Here is a 23,754-nt window from a genome sequence, read left to right on the forward strand (position 1 = left end):
GGCGTCACCGGCCTGGAAACCCTGGTCTCCGGCGTCTACATCGCGGTCGATCCGGTGAAGGGCGAGAAGGAAGAACGCTACTTCACCGCGTTGAAGGAGCCGCCACCCCTTTCCGACAAGCTGCCCGGCCTGCACCTGACCCTCAAGGCCGATCGCCTGGGCTCCCTGGAGCAGGGCAGCCCGGTGTTCTACCGGCAGATCCAGGTCGGCCAGGTGAAGAGCTTCCAGCTGGGCGATGACCAGAGGACCATCGAGATCAAGGTGCACATCGAGCCGGCCTACGCCGACCTGGTGCGCAAGCACACGCGATTCTGGAACGCCAGCGGCATCTCCATTTCCGGCGGCCTGTCCGGCTTCAAGGTGCACAGCGAGTCGCTGCTGACCCTGGTCGCCGGCGGTATCGCCTTCTCTACCCCGGAGAACCGCACCGACAGCCCGCCGACCGATCCGAGCAAGCCGTTCCGCCTGTACGACGACTACGACGCGGCCCAGGCCGGTCTGCGCGTGAAGCTGAAGATGAACGACGTCAGTGGTATCGATCCGGGCCGCACCCCGGTGATGTTCAACGGCGTGCAGGTCGGCCTGGTCAAGTCGATCGACATGGGCAAGGACTACAGCAGCGCCACTGCCGACCTGGCGATGGATCCGCGGGTCGAGGACATGCTGCTGGAAGGCACCGAATTCTGGACCGTCAAGCCAAGCATCTCCCTGGCCGGCATCACCGGCCTCGAGGCTCTGGTGAAAGGTAACTATATCGACGTGCGCTTCGCCAAGAGCGGCGCGCCGAGTCGCGAGTTCACCATCCGCCCGAAAGCGCCGCCGCTGAACACCGACGCGCCCGGCCTGCACCTGGTGCTGACCAGCGACAAGCTCGGCTCGATCGATATCGGCGCGCCGATCCTCTACCGCCAGGTCCGCGTCGGCAGCGTGCAGAGCTACCAGCTGTCGCGCGACCGCCAGCGAGTGGTGGTGGGTGTGCACATCGAGCCGGAGTACGCGCACCTGGTGAATACCTCGACGCGCTTCTGGAACTCCAGCGGGATCACCCTGACCGGCAACCTCAGCGGCGTGCAGGTGAAGAGCGAGTCGCTGCAGACCCTGATCACCGGCGGGATTTCCTTCGACACCCTCGATCCGAAGGCGCCGACCGTGACCAAGGTGCGTCGCTTCACCCTCTTCGACAGCGAGGAGGCGGCGATGGCCCGTGGCGTGGAAATCCAGCTGAGCATCGACAATGCCGACGGCCTGCGCGAAGGCACGCCGATCCGCTTCAAGGGCCTGGACATCGGCAAGATCGAAAGCGTCGAGCTGAACCCGGACCTCTCCGGGGTACTGATGAAGGCCCGCCTGACTTCCGCCGGCGAGCGCGTCGCCCGCAGCGGAACCCGCTTCTGGGTGGTGCGTCCGGCGCTCGGCCTGCTGCGTACCGAGAACCTCGGAACCCTGGTCAGCGGCCCCTATATCGAGGCGCTGCCGTCGAGCACGCCGGGCGAGCGCCAGGCACGCTTCCAGACTCTCGCCGAAGCACCCAACCTGCTGGGTCGGGAAAACGGCCTGCGGCTGACCCTCAGTGCGCCGCGCAAGGGCTCGATCAAGCCGGGCAACCTGGTGACCTACCGGCAGATCCCGGTGGGCAAGGTCGTCGACCTGGCCTTGGGCGAACAGGCCGACCGGGTGCTGATCAGCATCCTCATCGAACCGCGCTACGTACCGCTGGTGCGTACCGGCAGCCGTTTCTGGAATGCCAGCGGCTTCGGCGTCGACGCCAGCCTGTTCAAGGGCCTGTCGCTACGCACCGAGTCGATGGAGGCGCTGATGGAGGGCGGCATTGCCTTCGCCACCCCGAACAATGCGCAGATGGGCGAGCCCGCCAAGCCGGGGCAGACCTTCGCCCTGTTCGATTCGGCCAATGACGAATGGTTGGAGTGGGCGCCGAAGATTCCTCTGAAGGAAACCGCCCGCCGCTGATTGTCGGACCGGCAAAAAGAAACGCCGCTTACCTGGGTAAGCGGCGTTTTCGTTCATGCCTGCCTGCTGGGAAGTGGGTGTCAGTGAGTGCTGAGATGCGCCCGGGTGGTCAGCAGGTACACCGGCAAGCCGGAGATCAGGATCAGCAGCGCGGCGTAGGGTGCGGCGGCAGCGTACTCCAGGTTGGCGGTGTGCACCCAGACCGAGGTGGCCAGGGTCGACAGCCCGGTGGGACCTAGCACCAGGGTGGCGGTCAGTTCCTTCATGGTGTCGAGGAACACCAGCACGAAGCCGGCGCCGATGGCCGGCGAGATGATCGGCAGGGTGATCCGCAGGAAGGCCATCAAGGGCGTCTGGCCGAGAGTGCGGGCGGCTTCCTCCAACTGCGGCGAGGCCTTTTCCAGGGCCACGCGGATCGGTGCCTGGGTCAGCGGCATGAACAGCAGGGCATAGGCGACCAGCAGCAAGCCGGTGGTCTGGTAGGTGGCTGGCAGGTAGTGCAGCGAGAAGTACACCAGCGAGAGTGCGATCACCAGTCCCGGCAACGCTTGCAGCAGGTACGGCAGGCGCTGGGTCCAGCGCGCCACGGCGCCGGGGTAGCGCACCACCAGGATGCTTACCGGCAGCGCCAGCAGGCAACTGAGCAGGGCCCCGCCGAAGGCCAGCGACAGGGAGGAAAGCAGGGTCGAGGCGATTTCCATCAGCGGGAAGCTGGCCGAGGAGCCTTCGTACAGCCAATAACCGAGCATCACCAGGGGGATACCGGTACCGACCAGCACCAGCGTCGCCAGCAGCGCCTGGAGCGGCCACTTGCCAAGCCCCAGGCGGACCCGTTCGGCCCGCCGCGCGCTGCCCTGGCCGGTGCGTACCAGGCGGCCGCGGCCGCGCATGCGCAACTCCAGCCAGAGCAGCAGGAAGCACAGTGCCAGGAGTACCGAGGAGAGCATCGCCGCGGTGGCGTTGCTGAACTCCAGTTCGAACTCCTGGTAGATGGCTGTGGTGAAGGTCTGGTAGCGCAGGATCGACAGCGCGCCGAACTCCACCAGCATGTGCAGCGCCACCAGTAGTCCGGTGGCGGCCAGGGTCGGGCGCAGCAGCGGCAGGGTGACCCGCAGGAACACCTGGCGCCGCGACAGACCGAGCATCCGCGCCGACTCCTCCAGGGAAGGATCGATGCCGCGCAGGGTCGCTGCTACCGGCAGGTAGACCAGCGGATACTTGGACATGGTCATGACCAGGATGGCGCCGCCGAGGCCTTCGTACATCGGGCTCAGCGAAACCCAGGTGAAACTGCTGACGAAGGCGGGGATGGCGAACGGCAGGCACAGCACCACGTTCCAGAAGCGCCGTGCCGGCAGGTCGCTGCGCTCGACGCACCAGGCCAGGGCCAGGCCGAGCAGGGCGCTGAGCAGGGTCACGCCGAACATCAGCCACAGGGTGTTGCCCAGCAAGCGGAATACGTAGGGGCGCCAGAGCAGTTGCCAGGCGCTGTGCCAGCCGGCGTCCCAGGCCTTGGCCGCGACGTAGAGCAGCGGCAGGCTGGCCAGCAGGGCGAGGAGCAGGACCGGCAGGAACAGCCAGAATGGCGTTCGCCGGCGCGAGCCCGTGCGCAGGCGCACGGGCGTGGAGGCGGCGCCGATCAATTCAGGCCAACGTCGCGTTCGAGGCTGAGGGCCTCGCTGGCCTCACCCAGGTCGGCCGGGGTCAGTTTCGGTGGGTCCAGTTCGGCGAACGGCTTCAGCGCCGGATCGGCCTGCATCCCCTTGCGCATCGGGTACTCGGCGGACTGGCTGAGGATCGCCTTCTGGCCTTCCTCGCTGAGCATGAAGGCGACGAACTGCTGGGCTTCCCTGGGGTGCTTGCTGGACTTGAGCACCGCGGCGCCGGAGACGGTGACCAGCGCGCCCGGGTCCTGGTTGCCGAAGTAGTGCAGGCGCGAGTTCAACTCGCCCTTTTCCTTCTTCAGGGTGTACCAGTAGTAGTTGTTGATCAGCGCCATGTCGACCTCGCCGTTCTCCACGGCTTTCATGGCGGTGACGTTGTTGGTGTAGATCGAGCCGAAGGCCTTCAGGCCGGTCAGCCAATCCTCGGCTTCCTCCTGGCCCTTGAGCTTGATCACGGCGGCGACCTGTTCGAGGAAGGCGCCACTGGTGGGCACGAAGCCGAAACGGCCGGACCAGGACGGATCGGAAAGATCCATCAGGCTCTTCGGCAGATCCTTCTCGTCGATCTTCTTCGGGTTGTAGGCCAGTACCCGGGTGCGGGCGGTGATGCCGATCCAGTCGCCGTTGCCGCCGGCGTGCTCCGGCTCGACCAGGGCCAGGGTCTCTGGCTCCAGCTTGGCCAGCAGGCCGGCGCTGGCCAGGCGGATCAACGGTGGCGATTCCTCGGTGTAGAGCACGTCGGCCGGCGAGCGCGCGCCTTCCTCGGTGATCTGGCTGGCGAGCTGGCCATCGCCGCCCTTGCGGATCTTCACCTGGATGCCGGTCTTGTCCTGGAAGGCCTTGGCGATGGCGATACCGGTGGCGGCGTGCTGGCCATTGTAGAGGGTAAGGGTGACGGGATCGGCCGCCGCATTGAGGGAAAGCGAACCGAGCAGGCACGCCAGGGCGGCGTGGCGGAAACGGTTGAGAAGTCGAACAGGCATGGATTCTCCCCGTGGGTTACAAATGCGAATGTAACCAATTATATCTTCGCGGGAGCCTCGGGCCTATCGGAAAAGTCCACGGCCCTGTCAGGCAGGGCCGTGGCAGACGCTTCACGCCGGTTCGCCGGCTTCCTCCGGTTCGCTGGCTACGCGGGTTTCGCCGCTAGCGGCGGCATCCCGGCGACGGATGTATTTCCAGTCGGCTTCGTCGATATAGATGCCGTTCGGGCCGCTACCGCCTTCCAGGTCGATCGCCACGTGTGCGGAAACCTGCGGCTTCACGCTCGCCAGGATCGGCACGAAGCCCAGTTGCAGGCTGGTCTCCAGCAGCGCGGCCTGGTTGCGCTCGTCGATGTCCGCCGCCTCGTCCAGGTAGTAGGGCAGGCGCACGCGCCCGGCCTGCTCGCGGTCCATCAGGTGCAGCAACAGGTACATGTTGGTCAGCGCCTTGATGGTCATGGTGGTGCCGTTGGAGGCGGCGCCGTCGATGTCGGTGTGCATGATCGGCTGGCCGTTGACCTTGGTGATCTCGAAGGCCAGTTCGAACAGGTCCTTCAGGCCCAACTGGTTGTGGTTGGCGGCGACCAGGCGGGCCAGGTATTCCTTGGCCTCCTCGTTCTTCGCGTCCTGCTCGGCGCTCTGGGTCAGGTCGAACACCGAGAGGTTTTCGCCTTCCTCGTACTGGCCGGCGCTGTGGATGATCTGGTCGATGTGCTTGAGCGCATCCTTGTTCGGCGCGAGGACGATGCGGAAGCTCTGCAGGTTGGAAACCTGGCGCTTGTTGATCTCGCGGTTGAACAGGGCCAACTGGTGTTCCAGGTTGTCGTAGTCGCTGCGGATGTTGCGCAGGGTCCGGGCGATGTCGGTGACCGCCGCGCGGCGCGCCTTGGCCAGCGTCAGGGCCTCGTCCTGGCGATGCGCGTAGGCGTTGATCAACAGCTTCAGGCGGCGCTCGGTGTCGTCTTCGCTATCGAACTTGGCGACGCCCTTCAGGCGCACCTGGGCGTACAGCGCCTCGATCTGCCCGTCGATGCGCTGCAGCGCCTGCCAGGTGTCCTGGTAGTCGTTGAGCAGCGGCAGCAGGTTGTCCAGCGAGTCGTCCACCGGCTCCATGAACGGCGTGCCGAAGGGCAGGTCGGCCGGCAGTAGCTGGCGGCGGCGCAGGGCATCTTCCAGGGTGCGCTCCTTGGCCTCCAGGTCGCCCAGTTGCCGGGCCACCAGTTGCAGGCGCGCGGAGAGTTGCTGGACGCGCTCGGCGAAGGCGTCGCTGGAGCGCTTGAGTTCGTCCTGGGACGCCTCCAGCTGGGCCAGTTCGGCGAGCTTCTCGGGCTCCTCGGCGGTCAGCGTCTGGGTGCGGCGGAAGTCTTCCAGGGCCTTCTGCGCATCCAGCACGTCCTGGTACAGCTTCTCTGCCTGGGCCTTGCTCGCGGCGCGGTCGGCGGCGACGCTCTGCTGGGTCTTGAGCTGCTTCAGCTCCTTCTCCAGGCGCTCCTTCTGGTCGCGCAGGGCGGCGCGGTCGGCCAGGGCCTGCAACGCCGGCGGTTCGATGTGCGACAGGTCGATGCTCAGGCCAGGGGCTTCGAAATGCTCGCCCTTGAAGTGGTCGAGGATGGCTTCGACGCTCTTCACCCAGACGTCGCCGTCATCCAGGTTCACCCCGTTCTCGCCGAGCGGCAGGCTGAACAGCGCGCCGTTGAACAGACGCATCAGGCGTTCCACGTCCTGCTGGCTGAACTCCTCGCGCAGGCGTGCGTAGCTGTTGTTGTCGGCGTGTTCGAGCTGCTGGCGGACGTTCTTCAGGCGTTTTTCCAGGTCGCGCAGGCGCTCTTCCAGGTCTTCGCTGGAGAACTGCCGCGAATGGGCCAGGGCGCCGGCCAGTTCGTCGTGGGCATCCTTGGCGGCGAGCAACTGCTGTTCGAGGACCTTGGCGTCGTCGACCAGGGCGAAGCGGGTCTTGAGTACCGACAGCTCGCCGAGCCAGCGCTGGATGCCGGCGATTTCGCGCTCCAGGCGCATCAGCTCCTGGGTGCCGCCGCGCTGTTCGTTCTGCAGGCCGTCCTGCTCGGCGCGGTATTGCTCGTGCTGGATCAGCAGTTCCTCGCGGCGCGCCCCGGCGTAGTCGTGCCAGGTGCCGAGCAGGCTGTCGAGCAGCGGTGAAAGGCGGTGCATCTTGCCGCGCAGTACGTCGCGCTGGGTCACGCCGTTGGCCAGGGCTTCCACCAGCGGGCCGGCGGCGACCAGCGCCTGGTAGTCCTGCTCCATCCGCCGCACGTCGCGGAAGGCCTCCTCGCAGGCGGCGATGTAGTCGACATTACCCGAGCGCAGGCTGTGCTCGAAGGCGTCGAGGAACAGCTGCTTGAGCTTGGCCGCGGTGATCTCGCGCATGTGCAGCAGGTTGATGAACAGCGAGCGGAAGGTCTTCAGGCTCTGCTCGCTGGTGGAGCGCAGCGGGATCATGGTCAGGTCGAGCGGGATCGACGTGTGCCCGCCGACCAGCAGGCGGCGCAGCTCTTCCGGCTTCACCTCGTAGGCCTTGAAGCCTTCGCGCTCAAGGTTGGCGAACAGCTCGCGCTGGCGCAGGCAGGTACCGTTCTTCTGGTAGTGGTCCAGGCTCAGCTCGCCGGCGTAGGCGAAGAACTGGTGGCCGAAGCCGCCGCCCGGGCCGCGCCCGGCCACGCCGATCACGTGCGGACCGTGGGGCAGCATCAGTTCGAGGAGGATGTAGCTGGTGTCCGAGGCGAAGTAGAAGCGCCGCGACTGCTCCATGCTGTACTTGCCGAAGCTCATGTCCGACAGGCGGGCAAGGATCGGGAACTGCAGGGCGTTGATCGAGGCGCTCTTGCCCAGGTTGTTGGCGCCGTAGATCGACAGCGGGTTTTCCAGCGGGAAGATACCCAGGCTGTAGCCGGCGGTATTGAGCAGGGCGAAGCGGCGGATGCCGTAGCGGGTCTGGCTCATGCGTCAGCCTCCTGTTGCGCGTGTTCTTCGGCGATGGCGCGGGCGAGGGCGTCTTCCTCGCTCTCTTCGGACAATTCTTCGTCGCTGGCCATCAGCGGTTCGATCTCGCCGTCATCGACCAGCACCGGCGTCTGCAACGGCAGGTCGGCGTGCAGGCTGGCGGACAGGTTGCGGTCCTGCTGCACCGACAGGCAGACGTCTAGGAAACGGTGCATCGGCGGCATGAAGCGGTACACGCCGCTGTCCTCGGAGGCGAAGCCGAGCTGGGTCAGGCGGCGCATGACCTTCTCTTCCAGTTCTTCCTGGGTCTGCACCTCGGCCTGGAGGAACAGGTCGCGGTATTTCTCCAGCAGCGGCGGCAGCTCTTCGCGGCCGATGCTGCCGCCGTCCAGCACGGACAGCGGGTCGCGGCCCTGGTCGGCGAGGTGTTCGACGAGGATGAAGGTGAACAGCGCCAGGCGTTGGGCGGTCTTGTTCACCTGGGCGCCGACCTGCTCCGGGACGAAGTAGTAGAAGCCGCGGGTGTCGCAGACCAGCTCGAAGCCCATGGCGCGGAACAGGCCGCGGTACTGGTCCTGGTGCGAGGACAGCTGGGTGTACAGCTCGGGGTCGCGGTGGCTGATGTGGTAGCCCTTGAACAGCTCGCGGAAGATCGGCGCGAGCTGGGTCAGTTCGGAGAGATCAAGATGCATGGGTTTCGCTCGCGGAAAGGGTGTCTGCGTCCCTGGCCTGGCCCTTGTCCTTGGCGGCGGGGGTCAGGGCGAAGGAGCAGAGGCTGACGCAATGTTCGGTGGTTTCGTACTCGCGGCGTTGCAGGCGTTCGCGCTGGAAGCGCGCGTCGCGCGACAGCCGGGAGAACCAGTAGAGCAACTCGTCGGTGGCGCCGTCCGGTTCCTGGGCCAGCAGCCATTGCATGAGGTCCGGCAGCGGCAGCGCCGCCTGGCAGCGCTCGATCATTTCCCGCGCGGTCCGTGGTGGTCGCGCCGGCCCGTTGCTCTTGCGCGTGCCGCTGGACTTGGGGAACTGCGCCGGCTTCGGCTCGAAGCGGGCGAGGGCGAAGACGTAGCTCTCGACCTGCGAGGCGGTGCCGAGGAAGGTGCTCTGCGGCCGGGTGAACAGCGGCATCGCCGCCTGCGGCACGGCATCCAGGCCCTTGCGCCGGATCGCCGCCAGCGCCAGGGCGGCGCCACGGGTCACCGCGTTGTGCCGGCGCGCTTCCTCGCGCAGCGGCAGCAATAATTCGCGGGCGCGGCGCAGGGTCAGCTGGGCGTTGGTCTGCATCTCGAGGATGCGCGCGTGGGTGCGCAGCACCAGGTCGTCGTCGACCAGGTGGCCGAGGCGCTGCTGTTCGCCTAGCAGGCGCAGCAGGACCTGTTCGACCCGCCGCACGCCCTGCTCGAAGGCGCCGTCGGCGCTGACCAGCTGGATCATCGGCTCGACGTACTCGTCCCAGGTCGCCAGGACCTCCGCGTAGCGCTGCGCCAGGGGAATCTGCCGGTCGCTGGTCTTGGCCCGCTCGGCCACGCCGATCAGTGCCTGCTCGTCATTGCCGAGCTTCTTCAGTACATCGCGCACGCGCATGTCGAGCAGTCGCAGCTGGCGCGCCAGGTCCTGGCTGTCGCGGGTCTCGAAGGCGTCCTGGATGTACCCGGCGAGGCGCTCCAGATGGCGCAGGTAGGCCTCGATCTCCAGGCACAGACCAAGGCGATGCTCGTGGCGCAGGTAGGCGAGGAAGTCGTGGATCTGCGCGTTCAGCTCGAAACGGTTGGGGCTCTTGGCCACCGGGACCAGGATATCCAGGCGGATCCACTGGTCGAGCAGGGCGGTGATTTCCGCCGGGTTGCTTTCCGGTAACTGGGTGTTCAACTGGCTGCGCAGTTCCGCCAGGCTCAGGGTGCCGGCATCGAAGCGCTCGCAGAGAGGCTCGAGCAGGGCCCAGTGTTCGGCAAGCGCACGCAGTACGCGTCGGGGGTCGATCATCGGGAGGGCCGGTCCGTGGAAAAAGCGCCGATTGTACTGCAAAGGCACGGGCGACGCAGACGCCGCCGATGAGTGCGATGCAGGCCGTCGACACGTCTGCGGCGCAGGTACGGGCCCGGTATCGGCGGATGGCATCTGGCTATCATCGAGGTGTCGAAAAGCGGCAGTTTATGACTGCGTAAGGACTTTCCTGCCCCGCCTGGTCCGGGGAATGGGGCTTCCAGGGGCTGGCACGCTTTCTGCTGAAGTCCCCTGGCCTGTCTATTCCAAATGAATGCCGACTCTTGAACGACGCCGCCTACGCCGAGGCCCGCTGGGCCGAACTGCAGAACCAGGGTGACCTTGCCTGGGACCTGGATGCCATCACCAACCGCAGCGAGGCGATCGCCTTCCTCAAACGTTTCGAGAACCGCCTGTGCATCTACTCGGCCTATGTCGAGAAGCTCTACAGCAACTACAGCTTCGTGATTCCCGAGAGCGACCATGGCGGCATCACCATCCTGCCCAGCGAGCAGGCCTGGCACGACACCTTCCACGATATCCCGCTGGCCGCGGTGGAGCCCACCGGGATCCATATCCTGCCGGGCGAGACCATGGGCTATCGCGGGCTCTACCTGAAGATTCCCGGCGAGCACCGCCTGGTGGCGTCGAAGGAATTGCCGTTCCAGGAAGGGTTGAAACTGCTGATCCAGCGTTACCAGGCTCACGACGACGTGTTCCTGCCGATCCTGGTCAAGGGCGACCTGCGCGAGTACGAAGCGCGCATGCCCTCGCTGCACCTGCACCGGATCAACCCCGCCCGCCTCAGCGCACACTCCCTGCTCAGCCTCAACGCCATCAAGGGCGCCATTGCCGACCATCTGATCGGCCTGTTCCGCCAGCAGTGAAGGGCTGACGTTACCCCCGTGTGACGATGAGTAACATCCATCCTGGCCGAGCGACCGCTCATCCGCTGCAGCGAGCGCGGCGACCGCGTCGTTCGGCGGTTTTTCTCGACTATGGGTCGGCCCCGATTCGCCCGGGGCTTTCTATAGTGACTACAGGTCGCAGTGTCTCTGCCGTCGGCCACGAGAAGAACAAGAGGTGAGCCCATGTCCCGTCGTCTGCCCTTCCTGCTGCGTTGCGCGCTGTTCTGCGGCGCCGGTCTGCTGGCTGCCACCGCCCAGGCGAGGATGGAGTCGCTGGACGACGACCAGCTTTCCGACGTGGTCGGCCAGGCCTTCATCAACCTCACCACCGACGCCGCCAACGGACTGAACTTCACCCGCATCAACTTCGGCGCCGACATCGAGACCCAACTGAACATGAAGAAGCTGCAGTTGGGCCAGTACAACCGCAGCGGCGAGCTTGCCGGCAGTGCCGACATCGCCATCGACAACTTCGCCCTGGGCACGGTCAACGACACCACCGGCGCGATCAACCCGTTCCTCATCAGCAATCCCTACATCGAGTTCGCCTACGACGGCAGCAAGATGGTCGGCATCCGTATCGGTTTCGGCGAAGCCAAGGGCTACCTCTCGGGCGATATCAAAACCCTCACCGGCAACGTGCCGGTGGACCTGTACGGCACCGGCAGCCAACTGGGAGGCAGCATTTCCTGCGGCCTGCTGGCCCTCGACTGCCTGGCGGCGAAGACCGCCATCACCCTCACCGGCAGTTCCCAATACACCGCCCAGGCCGAACTGGTGAACAGCTCCGGCAACCCCGACCCGATCCGCGCTGCCATGATCGGCCTGAAGAACGGCACGGCCCTGGACATGCACGACAGCACCATCATCGGCAGCCTGGTGAACGTCCTGCTGCCCTTCCTGACCTCCAACGACTGCAAGCTGATGGGCGCCCAGACATGCTTCAACCTGGCCCAGTACCAGTCGTTCCCGATCGGCACCGTGGATCCGAACAACGCGCAGAACTTCATCGACTCGTCGAAAGGCTTCTTCATCTCGATGCAGAGCCAGAACGTCCAGTGGCGCGACCAGCAGGATCCCTCCAAGCTGGTCGCCGCGCTGGCCGGTGCCTTCCTCAACATGTCGCGCAACGCCGATGGAACGGCGCCGATCAAGGTCGACTTCGGTCAGGCCTTCAATGGCATTCCACGGCAGGACACCTGCCTGGGCGGCCTGAACAAGGGCTGCTGAGATGAGTCGCGCCTGCCTGCTCGCGGCCCTGCTGGCCGCCCCCTTCGCCCATGCCGAGATGACAGCGCTCGACGACGAGCAACTGTCGGACGTGCAGGGTGCCGGCATCGGCTTCGTCCTCGACAGCGCCATGGTCGACGGCAACAAGGCCACCATCGCGATCAATGGCGTGACCAACACCGCCACCGGGCAGAACGTGCCGATCACGGTAAAGGAGCTGTACGTCGCCGCCACTGGCAGCAACAAGGGCAGCACCCTGGCGCCGGTGACTCTTGGCCGTCTCAATTTCCCGTTCAAGCTGAATCTGGCCAAGGGTTCGGTGCTGACCACCCAGCTCGACGACGGGCGGGTGGTCAGCACCTTGCCGGACACCGCGGACGTGATCGAACTGGCCTTCCCCAGCCTGGTGAGCGGCGCCGGCGGCCAGCCGTGCATCGCTGGTTACGCCGGTGCCGGCAGCAACTGCTCGAGCCGGGCCAGCGAAAAGGTCGACGCTGGCATCCGCTTCGACTTCGGCGTCACTTCCACGCGCACCGATGTGCTCAACCTGGACTTCTCCGAACTGGCGATGGACGGTTCCTACCTGCGCTTCTGGGGCGCCAACGCGCGCAGCCAACTGGTTGGCGAGATGCGCCTGAACCTCTACGCCAAGACTTTCGAGATCATGTCCTGCGGTGCTGGCTCGCCCAGTTGCGTCAGCGCCGCCGAGCAGGCCGCGCGCACCGTCTACCTGACCAACGCCTATGCCAGCGTCGCGCTTGGCTACGGGAAGTCGCAGCCGTTGCTGTTCTCGGTCACCGCCGACGGCAACTTCACTTTCGAACTGCCCAAGCTGACCCTGGCCAACGCCGCTGACTTCTACGCCAATGCGCCGCGCACCAGCCTGGTGATCGAGAACCTCAACATCGGCGGTACCCGGCCAGGCTACGGGCAGGTACCGACCGGCGGCTACAACATGGGCCGCAACGAGATATCCGGGCTCAGCTTCAACTACCTGAAGGTGACGTCGCACAACCTCTGAGGTGGCGGCGGGAAACGAGGTACGCAGCACATGGCCAAGCAGACTCATCCACTGGCAGGCGGCATCGGCATCCTCGCGGCGCTGGCGCTGCTGTTCAGCGCTTCGGCCGGGGCCGAGTTGCGCTCGCTGGGCGATAGCGATCTGGACGACGTGGTCGGCCAGGCCGGGATCAGCATCAGCGCCTCGCTCAATCTCCAGGAAAATCCTTCGCAGACGCGCTGCGCCGGCGGTTGCGGCGCGCGCCTGGCGATCCAGCCGGCCGGCAGCGGCAACAACTACCTGGTGATCGACGATATCAGCGGCAAGTTCAGCTTCGACGAAGTCACCCTGGACGTGGTGACCATCAAGGACGGCTTCGGCGGCGACGGCGCCGCCTTCAACCGCCCGGTGCTGCGCGTCGGCCTGAAGGACACCAGCTTCCAGGACCTGCGCTTCACCATCGCTGGCGCCAACAAGGCGCGCGGTACCGATCCCGGGCTGGTGCAGACCAACCTGGTCAGCGCACGCATCGACGGCACCCTCAAGCTGCAGGGCAACGTCAATATCTTCACCGTCGCCCCGCGTTGAGGGCGAACCGTCGCATGGCGGGACAAAGCCGCTCCGCCGAGGTCGAAGAACCGCTATCATTGCCTGCCTGAACGCCGGGGGCGAAACCGTCCCCGCGCATCGCCTAATTGCCGGTGCCCGAGATTTGATCGAAGAACAGCGTCGCCGCGCCTTCCTGGGCGCGATGCAGATAACCAGTTGGCTGCCCCGCCAGCCGTTGCCGTTCGCCGCACCCTCGCGGCCGGAGTTGCTGGAGACCCCGCCCCGGGAAGAGCCGGCGGTGCCTGTGCGTGCGCGCGCCGCGATCGATGCGCCGCAGGCCCGCGTCCCGCAAGCCGAGGCGCCGGCCAGCGCGCCGAGCGTGGCTCCCGCCGCGCCCGTGGAAGGCCGGGGGATCCCGATCAGCCTGCCGAAGCCGGGCGCCCCGGCGGCGAAGAAAGCCGAGCCGGTCGCGCCGGTCGAAGAGGCCCCGGCCGAGCCGCCGGCGGTCCAGGCCCCGCCGCCGCGCTTCGCCTTGCAACTGCTGCAGGCGGGCTCCTGCACCCTGCTGGTCGAACTGCCCACCGGCGAACCCTTCGCCAGCCGCGATCCGGGTTACCTGCTGCTGCGCGACCTGCTGCGCGCCGCCGGCCTGCCGGACAGCCCGCGGCTGATCGGCGAACCGGTACGCTGGCCGCTGCTGGCGCGCGGCAACCTCGACCAGGGGCCGCAGGCGGCCCTGGAGTTCGTCCAGAGCTTCGTCGCCGCGCGCATGGAGGAGAGCGAGCGTAGCCGCTGCCTGTGGTTGGTCGGCCTGCCGGCGATCCGCTTCGCCGGCGAGGGCGACGAGGGCAGCCTGTTCCGCGAACTGCAGGTGGACGGTCTGGGCGCAACCTGGGCCGTGCCGGGCCTGGAAGCCCTCATGGAAGAACCCGCCCTCAAGGGCGAGCTGTGGCGCGCCATGCGCCGTGTCCGTCAGCGCTGGTCGAGCGAGATTCAATGAGCGATGCGATTTCCTTCCGCCCGATGACCGAGGCGGACCTCGATGCCGTGCTGAAAATCGAATATGCCGCCTTCAGCCACCCCTGGACCCGTGGCATCTTCAGCGAAGGCCTGAAGAACTACCATTGCTGGCTGATGTTCGAGGGTAGCCAGCAGGTCGGCCATGGCGTCATCCAGATCATCCTCGACGAGGCGCACCTGCTGAATATCACGGTGAAGCCCGAAAGCCAGGGGCGTGGCCTCGGTCTGCGCCTGCTCGAACACCTGATGCGCGAGGCGGCCGGCCACCAGGCTCGCGAATGCTTCCTCGAAGTGCGCGCTTCCAACCAGGCCGCCTACCGCCTCTACGAACGCTACGGTTTCAACGAGATCGGCCGCCGTCGCGACTACTACCCCGCCGTCGGCGGGCGCGAAGACGCCCTGGTCATGGCCTGTACCCTGTTCGACTGAGGCTTGCTCCGCTTCCCTGCCGGCAACTAGCTATCACTTGGAGTAGCTGGCTGGCCTTCTGGCACCGCCGTACCCTTACCAGCATTCCGATTCTCGCCTGCATACCGCAGGCAGGTCCCTTCATGCGGTAACCCTTCGCGGGAGTGCGAAGTCAGGTCGACAGCGGCCGGTGGCAGGATGCGCAGACTGGAGCCCCCCATGTGCGACACCCTGATCCTTCGCCACCAGGGCCAGACCTGGTTCGCCAAGAACAGCGACCGCGAGCCCGCCGAACCGCAGCGTCTGCTGCGCCTGCCGGCGGTGCGCAACGATCCGGAAGCGCGCTTGCGCACCACCTACCTCGACATTCCCCAGGCCGCCCAGCGGCATGCGCTGGTGATCAGCCAGCCGAGCTGGATCTGGGGCGCGGAAATGGGCGTCAATGAGCACGGCGTGGCCATCGGCAACGAAGCGGTGTTCACCAAGCTGACCCGTCAGCGCGGCACCGCGCTGCTCGGCATGGACCTGCTGCGCCTGGGACTGGAGCGCGGCGCCAGCGCCCGCGAGGCGCTAGAGGTGATCACCGGGTTGTTGCAGCGTTACGGCCAGGGCGGCCCGGCCGGCTACCGCGACAAGCGCATCCGCTACGACAACAGCTTCCTCATCGCCGACCCCGGCGAAGCCTGGGTGCTGGAAACCGCCGGCAACCTGTGGGCGGCGAAGAAGGTCGAGCGCTGGGCCATCTCCAACGCCCTGACCCTTGGCCACGAATTCGACCTGTGCAGCCGCGACCTCGAGGACCAGGCTCGCCGCCAGGGCTGCTGGGATGGTCGCGGCGACTTCCACTTCGCGCGGGTCTTCGACACCCGCCTGCTACCCTGGGTCGGCGGCGCGCACCGGCGCTGTCGGATCAACCAGCGCTTCCTCGACAGTCTGCCTGGCGAGCCGGACTGGCACGCGCTGTTCGCCGCGCTGCGCCACCATGGCCCGCGCGGTGACCACTTCCGCCGCCACAACAACCGCCAGGTATGCATGCACGCCGGCAGCTTCTGGCGGCCTTCGCAGACCACCGCCAGTCTGGTCGCCCGCTTGCGCGACGACGGCCCGCTGCTGGCCGCCACCGGTACTTCGGCGCCGTGCCTGGGACTGTTCCAGCCGCTGTCCTTCGATCCGGCCTCCGGCGCCGCCGTGCTCAGCCAGCCGCGCGAGGCGGTACAGGAGTCCCCCTGGTGGCGCTTCGAGGCGGTGCACCGCCGCGCGCTCACCGACCGCGCCTTCCGCCGGCTCCTGCGCAGCGGCCGTGATTGGCTGGAACGGGAACTCTTCGCCGACCTCGAACAGCCCGACTGGCCGCGCCTGGCAGAGGACGCCGCAGCCTGGCACGCCTGTTGGCATGATCAGGTCGCCATGCAGCCGCTGGCGCAGCAGCGCTGGTGGCGTAGCCACGCCGCGCTGTGACGCTTGTCAAACGGGCATCGCCTTCCGTAAGGTGCTGCACCGGTCAAACGAGGGGCATGCCATGAGCGACTTGCAGCAACTGTTCGAGAACAACGTCCGCTGGGCCGAAGCGATCAAGCAGGAAGACCCGGACTTCTTCGCCAAGCTGGCCCGCCAGCAGACCCCCGAGTACCTCTGGATCGGCTGCTCCGACGCGCGGGTGCCGGCCAACGAAATCGTCGGCATGCTGCCCGGCGACCTGTTCGTCCATCGCAACGTCGCCAACGTCGTGCTGCACACCGACCTCAACTGCCTGTCGGTGATCCAGTTCGCCGTCGACGTGCTCAAGGTCAAGCACATCCTGGTCACCGGCCACTACGGCTGCGGCGGCGTGCGCGCCTCCCTGCACAACGACCAGCTCGGCCTGATCGACGGCTGGCTGCGCAGCATTCGCGACCTCGCCTACGAATACCGCGAGCACCTGGAGCAGTTGCCGACCGAGGAAGAGCGCGTCGATCGCCTCTGTGAGCTCAACGTGATCCAGCAGGTGGCCAACGTCAGCCACACCAGCATCGTCCAGAACGCCTGGCACCGCGGCCAGTCGCTGTCCGTGCATGGCTGCATCTACGGGATCAAGGATGGCCTGTGGAAGAACCTCAACGTCACCGTCAGCGGCCTCGACCAGTTGCCGCCGCAGTATCGCTTGAGTCCGCTGGGCGGTTGCTGCTGAGAGAGGCGGAAGCTCTTTCCCACGAGTTCCCCTCTCCCTGGAGGGACAGGGGAACTGTCGAGGACGGCTTCAGAACTCCACGCTATACGTCAGGCTGTAGGTCCGCCCCCGTCCCTTGTAGTCGAACAGTCCCGCTGGTGCGAGCCCGCCGTAGTAGACCTGCGCGCGTTGTCCCCAGACCGTGGTGTAGTCCTTGTCCAGCAGGTTCTGGATGCCCGCGGTGAGGGTGCCCACCGGCAGCGCCTGGGTGCCGAGCAGGTCGAACAGCGCGTAGCCGTCGATCTTGTTGCCCGGCTCGTCGTTCAGGTTGAAGGTGCGCACGCCCTGCAGGCGCAGGCTGCGCTGGTCGTCCTTCCAGCCGACGAAGGCGCCGGCCTTGGACGGGCTGGCCGAGGTCACGTCCTGCTTCAGCCAGCGGCCGTCGACCTTCTCCTGGGAGCGGATGGCCAGGCCGTTGACGCCGACCTGCCAGTGATCGTCCAGCCAGTAGGTAGCCTGGCCCTCCAGGCCGTAGTTGCGCTTCTTGGTGTCCTGCTGCAGCACCGCCAGGGTCTTCGAGTCGTACTTGATGCTCTTGTCCGACCAGGAATAGAACGCCGCCACCTGGGTATCCAGGGCACCGTCGGTGTGCCGCCAGCCCAGCTCGACCTGCTTGGTCTTGATCCCGTCCAGCGGCGAGTCGTTCACGCTGACCCCCTGCAACAGCGGGTAGTGGCCATTGCCGTCGGCTGCGCCGTAGCGTCCGAAACCGTAGTACTTGGCCGGATCCGGCAGCTCGAAGCCTTCGCTGTAGTTGGCCCAGACCTGTTGTTGCAGGTTCAGCTTGTAGATGGCGCCGACGTTGACCAGGTTGACGTCGTAGTCCTTGCTCCCGCCCGGAACCGCGTCGGCGGTCTTGCCGAGGCCGTTGGCGATGAGGATCTGCTGGTTCGCCGCAACGAAGTCGCTGACGTCGGTGCTCATCGACTGGCGCCGCACGCCGGCGCTCAGGGTCAGGTCGTCGGTGGCCTTCCAACTGCCCTGGAGGAAGAAGGCGCGGCTGTCGGTATCGATGTCCGGGTAGCGGCCCAGTTTGGCCTGTTCACTGGCTACCAGCCCGCCGCTGGCGGCGGCGAGCGGCAGGTTGAAGAGCATCTGGTCGGACGTGAATTTTTCCCGGTCCAGGTCCACCCCGTAGGTCAGGCTGGCGCGCTCCCAGGTCTTCACCAGGGCCAGTTTCATCCCGTAGTAGTCGGTGTCCTGCTGCGAGGCCGAGTAGTAGGAGGTGCCGTAGTTGATCGCGCCGCTATTGCTGTAGCGGATGGTAGGGAAGGGATTGAAGGCCATCTTCTCGTTGCGGTAGTAGGCCTGCAGGTAGAGGTCGTGACCCAGCACTTCCGGCGCGTGGTAGGTGGCGTTGAACTGATGGCGCTTGCTCTCCGGCTCGCGGTCGAGGTCGACGCCGCCCTTGATCGAATAGGGTGCCCGTCCGCGCAGGGCATCGAAGTTGCGCCCAAGATCGAGGCCGCGGTCGCCGTCGTAGCCGGAGTCGTAGTACTGCAGGCCGAGATCGAGGCTGTGGCCATTGGCGAAAGTGAAGCCAAGGCTGCCCATCAGGTCCACCGACCTGTTGTACTGCAGGTCGGTCTGGGTGATGTCCGTCAGTACCTGGTCGCCACTGCCGTCGTAGGCCGCGCCGTTCTTCTGGTAGGCGATGGCCAGGCGGCCGTTGAACAGGTCGTTGCCGCCGCTGATCGACTGCGCCGCGCGCAGGTCGTGGTCCTCATGGCTCTGGAAGCCGCTGCGGGCGCCCAGCTCGGTGTTGAAGCGAGTGTCGCCGCCGACGCCCTTCTTGGTCACGATGTTGATGATCCCGCCGGTGGCGCCGCCGCCGTACACCGCGCTGGCGCCGGACATCACCTCGATGCGCTCGATGTTGAATGGGTCGATGGAGTCGAACTGCCGGCTGATGCCCCGTGAACTGTTCAGCGACACCCCGTCGATCATCACCAGTACGCTGCGTCCGCGCAGGTTCTGGCCGTTGTTGGTACGACCCTGGGAGCCGATATCCAGGCCCGGGATCAATTGTCCCAACGCCTCCTTCAGCGGCACGCCGGCCTGGGTCTGCTGGTCCAGTTGCTCGCGCTCGATCACCCAGACCGTGCCGGGCAACTCGCTGATGCTGGTCGGCGCGCGCGAGCCGATCACTACCATCTGCTGCTCCACCGGATCGGCAGCCAGCGCAGGAGCGGAAAACGAAGCGAAGAGGGACAGGGAAAGCGCCAGGGGAGCCGGGCGCAAAGGGATGGAGCGGGGCATGAGGAGATTTCCGAGTTGCTGTTGTTTTGATGGGCGGCAAAGCTAAACAAATCGATAATGATTATCAAATGATTCGAACTGTTTCAATGAGGCATGCCTGGCATCCAAAGCAAGATGAAATGCCTGACACGGGGCGCTGCGCATGGCGTGGCCCTACAGCGGATCCTCGGGCATTCCTCGATGATGATGCGGTATGCACATCTGTCGCCGGAGCACTTGGAATCGGCGATGCGCTTTTCTCCGATTACTCAGTCTGGCTACAAATTGACCACATGAGGATCTGTGGTAGTCTGTAGTGAAATTAACGCTTAACGTTAAGGGTTAATGAATGATTCTGACCTTTCGCTGCGACGAGACTCGTCAGCTTTTTGAGACGGGTCTTTCGAGGCGGTGGGGAGCGATCCTCACAGTCGCTACGCGTAAGCTCGCAATGCTTCATGCGGCTAGGGAGCTTCGAGACCTGCGCTCTCCACCTGGAAACCGGTTGGAGCCGTTGCAGGGAAAGCGGGCGGGCCAACATAGCATCAGGATCAATGACCAGTGGCGTGTCTGTTTCGTCTGGACGGATGCGGGTCCCGAAGAAGTCGAAATAGTTGATTACCACTGAGGAGGTGGACCATGGCTACCAATGGTATGCGCCCCATCCATCCCGGGGAAATATTGCGCGATGAGTTTCTGATGGAGTTGGATATCTCTCCAGCTGCTCTAGCACGCGCTTTGAAAGTCTCCGCTCCGACAGTGAACGATATCGTTCGTGAGCAGCGTGGTATCTCCGCAGATATGGCGATTCGTCTGGGGCGTTACTTTGATACGTCCGCTCAGTTCTGGATGAATCTCCAGAGTGAGTATTCGTTAGCAACTGCTTATGCGGCGAATGGCAAGCAGATCGAACATGAGATTGAGCCGCTGCTTGCTCACGGATAGCAGTGACGTTGATCGTAGAGCCCCGCAGATGCGGGGCTTTTTTATGCGAACCGTAAATCGGTAAAGGGGGGCGTAGACGGTTTGTAGTCGGTTTGTAGTCTGCCGACCAAAACAAAAAGGGGTTAGCTTGCGCTAACCCCTTGAAAAATATGGTGGCTACACCGGGACTTGAACCTGGGACATCAGCATTATGAATCCGTTACGAACCGCCCCACTGAGCCGGAAAGCCCCATAAAACGGGCAATCCATCCCTCCTCTACGCTGGCTAGACCAGTCCTTTCCAGAAAATGCGACCAATGTAGTCACCCCTAGCCCTTTACTTCCTTCGTGATGGCCAATTAGCATCCGTTGACCTTACATTTCACTGGGATGCGTCATGACCGTTTTCGTCGCAGGGGTACACGGTGTTGGTAAAAGCTATCTATGCGAAAAATATGCGCAAGCGCATGATGTCTTACATGAGAGTGCCAGCAGCCTGATTCGTAAAGAAAAGAATCAACTAAATTGGAGTACTGATAAGAAGGTCGTCAATGCTGACGACAATCAAGTAGCTCTGGTGGCTGCAGTTCGGCGAATCTCTGAGCAGGGTAATTCACTACTTCTTGACGGCCATTTTGTTCTAATAGGCCCTCATGCTGAATTTATACGCCTCCCACCCTCCGTCTTTAAGGACCTAAATCTAACTGGAGTTATTCTTATAGAAGCCTCTCCAGAAATAATTTCTTCTCGCCTATCCTCCAGAGATGATTCCAAGAGCACAGTAGACATCGCTTTATTTCTTGAAGCAGAAAGAGCTCACGCCAAATTGATATGTGAGACCCTAAATTTACCCTTAGAGATTCTTTTCCAGCCAACTCATGAAGTATTTGCAGATGTGGCCAAAAAAATTATAGGCAAGATTTAAAGCTTAATGCCTTAGACCTTAAATCCGACTCCGGATCTCGCAAGCAGGCGATCAATATTTACTTTAATTTCAAAAATAGATTGAGGTGGATGACCAGTAAACACATTCATTTCTTGGAGCTCAATCATTCCAACAGGAGGATCTATATAGCACGCCAACAGATAATTAATAACCTTTATAGGGTTATGACTAGAAGCGGCCCAGTCTTCTAGTTGTTTTTCGCTGTAAACCGAACGGCCACCTGCTAGCTTCATAAGCTCTTTTGTTGAACTTGCGGTTGCAACCTCCTCAAGAATGCCAATGGTAGTAAACGCCTGAGATGGGTCGTGCTTGGATTTTCCCTTGTAGAAAAACAAAAGCGAGCCTGGCTCCCCCAAATTTGATTTAGCACGACAAAGATATACTTTCCGAATAGTATTTCCTGGTCGCTGCGGGCCTACCAATCCAGCATTTTCAAACAAATCTCCTTGATAGTCAGATTTCAAGTCCGGATAAAGGATATCGTGATAACCCTCTTTAATGGGTATCCCAAAAGCCCTTACATCTTGATCCGTCACAAAACGAGGATAATTTAACCGCGCAGTCTTAAAAAGGTCTTCTCCGCTATTGCGAACTAGAACATCTTGGGAGAAAGTCTTTTCATATATCAACTCACCATCTGGCTTGGTAGCCGTATGCTGAAAGCCATAATATTCAAGCAAATCTATAAGAGCAGCCTGACCATCATATGTAGTCACATAAACTAGATCGTACGAGTTTTTTTGCGCAAACCAGAACACCTTCTTTAAAAGAAGCTCTCCGAGCTTAAAGCCACGACTTTCAGGGCGTACCTTAAATGTGCATATCTTCAGGATTTTCTTTGCAGGAAGCGTAGCGTCAGTGTTCTCAGGGCTTTCGTCTTTTCTGACAACCAAGCCTGCTATATTTTGGTTCTGGTCACTTGAAATGATCCAGCATGTTCGATGTTCGCGAACACACTTATCTTTCCACCACTGATCAAATGGCGGATAATCCTCTCTTAGGCTAGCGAATATGCTGTCACTCAGAGGAATAGTATGCGCAGCCACTTCCTCAACAAATCTTACTGGGCTTTCTATAGGCTCAAATGTCGTCTTGAGAAGCTCTACAGCATCCGCGACATGGAGTACCCTGCGCCCCAATGTCATCAACTTTGGAAATTATCCATAAATATCATATAATTAGCGCTCAAATCAGTGCATGGGAGAAGCCCTTTTGACTACCTATACCGCATCGCTTGACACCGCCAGCCAAACCCTGGCTTGAAAATTGTACAAAAAATAACCAGCCCGCTCGATTGTCCCGCCTTCATCGCCGCCCACCGCCAGAATCCTCAAGACTTTACCCGCCGACGCCAGCTCACCTTCAAGAACCTCGTCCTGTTCCTGCTCAATCAGCCGCGCACGGCCCTGCAAACCGAACTCGATCAGTTCTATCGCGTACTCAATCAGGCGTCGACTGAGACGCAAATGGTCACTGCGCAGGCCTTCTGCAAAGCGCGCAAAAAGCTCAACCCCGAGGTATTTGAAAGTCTCAATCGCCTCCTGCAGCAACAAATTGACTGCTTCGGGCTGCGTCAGAAGTGGCGTGGGCTGAGGGTGCTCGCGGTGGATGGCTCGACCGTGCATTTACCCCTGGAGTCGACCATGGCGACCTTCTTTGGCAGTCACTCTGGCTTTCCCATGGCTCGCTTGTCCACACTCTACGAAGTCGCTGACGGTCAAACCTTGCATAGCCTGATCGTGCCCCTGACAGTCGGTGAGCGCGACTGTGCCCATCTGCACCTTGAGCACCTGCCGGCTGACAGCCTGACGCTGTTTGACCGTGGTTACCCTGGGCACTGGTTATTCGCGCTGTTCGCGCAGCAACAGCGGCACTTTCTGATGCGCCTGCCCTGTGGCTATAACGCCCAGGTCAAAGCGTTTCTACACTCTGGCCAAGTTGAAGACACACAGCTTTTCGTGGCCAACCATCCTGAAGCACGTCTGTTCTGCTCCGAGGCTGGCGTTGATCCTGCCAGCCAGATCGAGCTGAGACTGATCCGGGTCGAGTTGGCCAACGGCGAAAGCGAAGTATTGCTGACCTCGCTGCTGGATCGAGAAGCCTTTCCCGCTGAGGTGTTTGCCGAGCTTTACCACCGCCGCTGGGGCATCGAAACCGACTTCCGTCGCCTCAAACAAACCCTGACGCTGGACAACTTCAGCGGCCGCAGCGTGACCGCTGTAAAGCAGGACTTTCATGCCGCTCAACTGTTGAAGAACCTGGCGCTGTTGATGCAGCACCTGCTACAGCCGGTCATCGAACAGCGCCACAAAGGTCGCAAGCTGCGATGGAAAGTCAACTTCACCCAAGGCGTGTCACGGCTCAAAAATACCCTGGTCGAGCTGCTGGTGCGGCACTGTGCTCAGGGGCTGAGCAATGTGCTGGCCTTGATGGCTAAAAGCCTCAGTGCCGTACGCTCAGGCCGTAGCTTTGCGCGCCAACGCAAACGCGCAGCCAGCCGAGGTTGTGAGGGCTACAAACCGACGCGCTGAAGAAACACCACCGCCCAACCTCCGTGCAAAAAAAGCTGGCCACAAGCGGTCGGCATAGGCTCGTCCGGAGGACGAGAAATCTCGCCTAGACAGCCGGAACAGACGATGATCACATCACCGCCAGCCCAGCTAGACCGCCTGATTGAGCGGCAGAGGCCTGGTCATCGCCCGACGGCCATGGCGGCTGGCTGCTTCGGGGGGCTTGCCTTGGGCAGGGCTGCAGCTTAGGTTGATGACATTG

At 63.4% G+C, this 23,754-nt stretch carries 20 protein-coding genes and 1 pseudogene; 14 read left to right on the top strand and 7 right to left on the bottom strand.

Annotated features, from left to right (window positions below; genetic code table 11):
* The coding region (locus tag ACTJJX_RS33770) for an MlaD family protein (RefSeq protein WP_440782052.1) at positions 1-1,968 on the top strand (1,968 nt) is incomplete at its 5' end.
* An 80-nt stretch (positions 1,969-2,048) separates the two neighbouring features.
* Here ACTJJX_RS33770 and ACTJJX_RS33775 read toward each other — a convergent pair.
* From ACTJJX_RS33775 to mksB, 5 genes are all read right to left on the bottom strand, one after another.
* The gene (locus tag ACTJJX_RS33775; RefSeq protein WP_031634251.1) at positions 2,049-3,587 is read right to left on the bottom strand and encodes an ABC transporter permease; all 1,539 of its coding nucleotides are present in this window, start codon (positions 3,585-3,587) and stop codon (positions 2,049-2,051) included.
* A gap of 20 nt (positions 3,588-3,607) precedes the next feature.
* Positions 3,608-4,615, bottom strand: a complete 1,008-nt coding sequence (locus ACTJJX_RS33780) for an iron ABC transporter substrate-binding protein (RefSeq protein WP_003095046.1) — start codon at positions 4,613-4,615, stop codon at positions 3,608-3,610.
* Between the two features lie 111 nt (positions 4,616-4,726).
* Positions 4,727-7,573 (bottom strand): Mks condensin complex protein MksF, encoded by a 2,847-nt coding sequence (mksF, locus tag ACTJJX_RS33785; RefSeq protein ID WP_016852155.1) that lies wholly within the window; start codon positions 7,571-7,573, stop codon positions 4,727-4,729.
* Positions 7,570-8,265 carry an Mks condensin complex protein MksE gene (gene mksE / locus ACTJJX_RS33790; protein ID WP_003095041.1) on the bottom strand — a complete coding sequence of 232 codons (696 nt, stop codon included), beginning with the start codon at positions 8,263-8,265 and terminating at the stop codon, positions 7,570-7,572. Before mksE ends, mksF begins: the two co-directional genes overlap by 4 nt.
* Positions 8,255-9,553, bottom strand: a complete 1,299-nt coding sequence (mksB, locus tag ACTJJX_RS33795) for an Mks condensin complex protein MksB (RefSeq protein WP_003121054.1) — start codon at positions 9,551-9,553, stop codon at positions 8,255-8,257. The genes mksE and mksB overlap by 11 nt, the downstream gene beginning before the upstream one ends.
* Before the next feature lie 284 nt (positions 9,554-9,837).
* Between mksB and ACTJJX_RS33800 the strand changes: the two genes are divergently transcribed.
* The 8 genes from ACTJJX_RS33800 (at position 9,838) to can (ending at position 16,835) form a co-directional block, all read left to right on the top strand.
* Positions 9,838-10,440 (top strand): hypothetical protein, encoded by a 603-nt coding sequence (locus ACTJJX_RS33800; protein ID WP_003095035.1) that lies wholly within the window; start codon positions 9,838-9,840, stop codon positions 10,438-10,440.
* 204 nt (positions 10,441-10,644) lie between these two features.
* Positions 10,645-11,691, top strand: a complete 1,047-nt coding sequence (locus tag ACTJJX_RS33805) for a DUF6160 family protein (protein WP_003106143.1) — start codon at positions 10,645-10,647, stop codon at positions 11,689-11,691.
* 1 nt (position 11,692) lies between these two features.
* Positions 11,693-12,712: a hypothetical protein gene (locus ACTJJX_RS33810; RefSeq protein ID WP_003095031.1), complete on the top strand. Its 1,020-nt coding sequence runs from the start codon at positions 11,693-11,695 to the stop codon at positions 12,710-12,712.
* A gap of 30 nt (positions 12,713-12,742) precedes the next feature.
* Positions 12,743-13,279, top strand: coding sequence for a DUF6160 family protein (locus ACTJJX_RS33815; RefSeq protein WP_003141635.1), 537 nt, complete (start codon positions 12,743-12,745; stop codon positions 13,277-13,279).
* A gap of 259 nt (positions 13,280-13,538) precedes the next feature.
* On the top strand, positions 13,539-14,240 hold the full coding sequence (locus ACTJJX_RS33820; protein ID WP_003141633.1) for a hypothetical protein: 702 nt from the start codon (positions 13,539-13,541) through the stop codon (positions 14,238-14,240).
* Positions 14,237-14,689, top strand: a complete 453-nt coding sequence (gene rimI, locus ACTJJX_RS33825; protein WP_003095025.1) for a ribosomal protein S18-alanine N-acetyltransferase — start codon at positions 14,237-14,239, stop codon at positions 14,687-14,689. Before ACTJJX_RS33820 ends, rimI begins: the two co-directional genes overlap by 4 nt.
* Positions 14,690-14,887: 198 nt before the next feature.
* The gene (locus ACTJJX_RS33830) at positions 14,888-16,126 is read left to right on the top strand and encodes a C69 family dipeptidase (RefSeq protein WP_014603324.1); all 1,239 of its coding nucleotides are present in this window, start codon (positions 14,888-14,890) and stop codon (positions 16,124-16,126) included.
* Positions 16,127-16,187: 61 nt separating this feature from the next.
* Complete coding sequence (gene can / locus ACTJJX_RS33835; RefSeq protein ID WP_003095021.1) at positions 16,188-16,835, top strand: carbonate dehydratase; 648 nt, start codon at positions 16,188-16,190, stop codon at positions 16,833-16,835.
* A gap of 69 nt (positions 16,836-16,904) precedes the next feature.
* On the opposite strand, the gene ACTJJX_RS33840 is transcribed toward can, so the two are convergent.
* Positions 16,905-19,133, bottom strand: a complete 2,229-nt coding sequence (locus ACTJJX_RS33840) for a TonB-dependent receptor (protein WP_003099265.1) — start codon at positions 19,131-19,133, stop codon at positions 16,905-16,907.
* Between the two features lie 150 nt (positions 19,134-19,283).
* Here ACTJJX_RS33840 and ACTJJX_RS33845 point away from each other — a divergent pair.
* The 4 genes and pseudogenes from ACTJJX_RS33845 to ACTJJX_RS33860 form a co-directional block, all read left to right on the top strand.
* Positions 19,284-19,409 (top strand): annotated as a pseudogene (locus tag ACTJJX_RS33845) (phage integrase); the annotation flags it as partial.
* 52 nt (positions 19,410-19,461) lie between these two features.
* The gene (locus tag ACTJJX_RS33850; protein ID WP_003117425.1) at positions 19,462-19,740 is read left to right on the top strand and encodes a type II toxin-antitoxin system RelE/ParE family toxin; all 279 of its coding nucleotides are present in this window, start codon (positions 19,462-19,464) and stop codon (positions 19,738-19,740) included.
* 11 nt (positions 19,741-19,751) lie between these two features.
* Complete coding sequence (locus ACTJJX_RS33855; protein ID WP_003099268.1) at positions 19,752-20,057, top strand: HigA family addiction module antitoxin; 306 nt, start codon at positions 19,752-19,754, stop codon at positions 20,055-20,057.
* A 376-nt stretch (positions 20,058-20,433) separates the two neighbouring features.
* The gene (locus tag ACTJJX_RS33860) at positions 20,434-20,961 is read left to right on the top strand and encodes an ATP-binding protein (protein WP_071535723.1); all 528 of its coding nucleotides are present in this window, start codon (positions 20,434-20,436) and stop codon (positions 20,959-20,961) included.
* Between the two features lie 11 nt (positions 20,962-20,972).
* On the opposite strand, the gene ACTJJX_RS33865 is transcribed toward ACTJJX_RS33860, so the two are convergent.
* Positions 20,973-22,127, bottom strand: coding sequence for a GNAT family N-acetyltransferase (locus tag ACTJJX_RS33865; protein ID WP_134307582.1), 1,155 nt, complete (start codon positions 22,125-22,127; stop codon positions 20,973-20,975).
* Positions 22,128-22,241: 114 nt separating this feature from the next.
* Between ACTJJX_RS33865 and ACTJJX_RS33870 the strand changes: the two genes are divergently transcribed.
* Positions 22,242-23,513: an IS4-like element ISPa1635 family transposase gene (locus ACTJJX_RS33870; RefSeq protein ID WP_004423958.1), complete on the top strand. Its 1,272-nt coding sequence runs from the start codon at positions 22,242-22,244 to the stop codon at positions 23,511-23,513.
* The last annotated feature ends 241 nt before the right edge of the window (positions 23,514-23,754 follow it).

Source organism: Pseudomonas sp. 22490, from assembly GCF_052044465.1.
GTDB classification, from domain to species: domain Bacteria; phylum Pseudomonadota; class Gammaproteobacteria; order Pseudomonadales; family Pseudomonadaceae; genus Pseudomonas; species Pseudomonas aeruginosa.

Bases quoted from the DNA above. Each gene is read 5' to 3' on its own strand.
- ACTJJX_RS33780 (WP_003095046.1), bottom strand. From the start codon at position 4,615: ATGCCTGTTCGACTTCTCAACCGTTTCCGCCACGCCGCCCTGGCGTGC.
- mksF (WP_016852155.1), bottom strand. From the start codon at position 7,573: ATGAGCCAGACCCGCTACGGCATCCGCCGCTTCGCCCTGCTCAATACC.
- mksE (WP_003095041.1), bottom strand. From the start codon at position 8,265: ATGCATCTTGATCTCTCCGAACTGACCCAGCTCGCGCCGATCTTCCGC.
- mksB (WP_003121054.1), bottom strand. From the start codon at position 9,553: ATGATCGACCCCCGACGCGTACTGCGTGCGCTTGCCGAACACTGGGCC.
- ACTJJX_RS33805 (WP_003106143.1), top strand. From the start codon at position 10,645: ATGTCCCGTCGTCTGCCCTTCCTGCTGCGTTGCGCGCTGTTCTGCGGC.
- ACTJJX_RS33810 (WP_003095031.1), top strand. From the start codon at position 11,693: ATGAGTCGCGCCTGCCTGCTCGCGGCCCTGCTGGCCGCCCCCTTCGCC.
- ACTJJX_RS33815 (WP_003141635.1), top strand. From the start codon at position 12,743: ATGGCCAAGCAGACTCATCCACTGGCAGGCGGCATCGGCATCCTCGCG.
- rimI (WP_003095025.1), top strand. From the start codon at position 14,237: ATGAGCGATGCGATTTCCTTCCGCCCGATGACCGAGGCGGACCTCGAT.
- ACTJJX_RS33830 (WP_014603324.1), top strand. From the start codon at position 14,888: ATGTGCGACACCCTGATCCTTCGCCACCAGGGCCAGACCTGGTTCGCC.
- can (WP_003095021.1), top strand. From the start codon at position 16,188: ATGAGCGACTTGCAGCAACTGTTCGAGAACAACGTCCGCTGGGCCGAA.
- ACTJJX_RS33840 (WP_003099265.1), bottom strand. From the start codon at position 19,133: ATGCCCCGCTCCATCCCTTTGCGCCCGGCTCCCCTGGCGCTTTCCCTG.
- ACTJJX_RS33850 (WP_003117425.1), top strand. From the start codon at position 19,462: ATGATTCTGACCTTTCGCTGCGACGAGACTCGTCAGCTTTTTGAGACG.
- ACTJJX_RS33855 (WP_003099268.1), top strand. From the start codon at position 19,752: ATGGCTACCAATGGTATGCGCCCCATCCATCCCGGGGAAATATTGCGC.
- ACTJJX_RS33860 (WP_071535723.1), top strand. From the start codon at position 20,434: ATGACCGTTTTCGTCGCAGGGGTACACGGTGTTGGTAAAAGCTATCTA.
- ACTJJX_RS33865 (WP_134307582.1), bottom strand. From the start codon at position 22,127: ATGACATTGGGGCGCAGGGTACTCCATGTCGCGGATGCTGTAGAGCTT.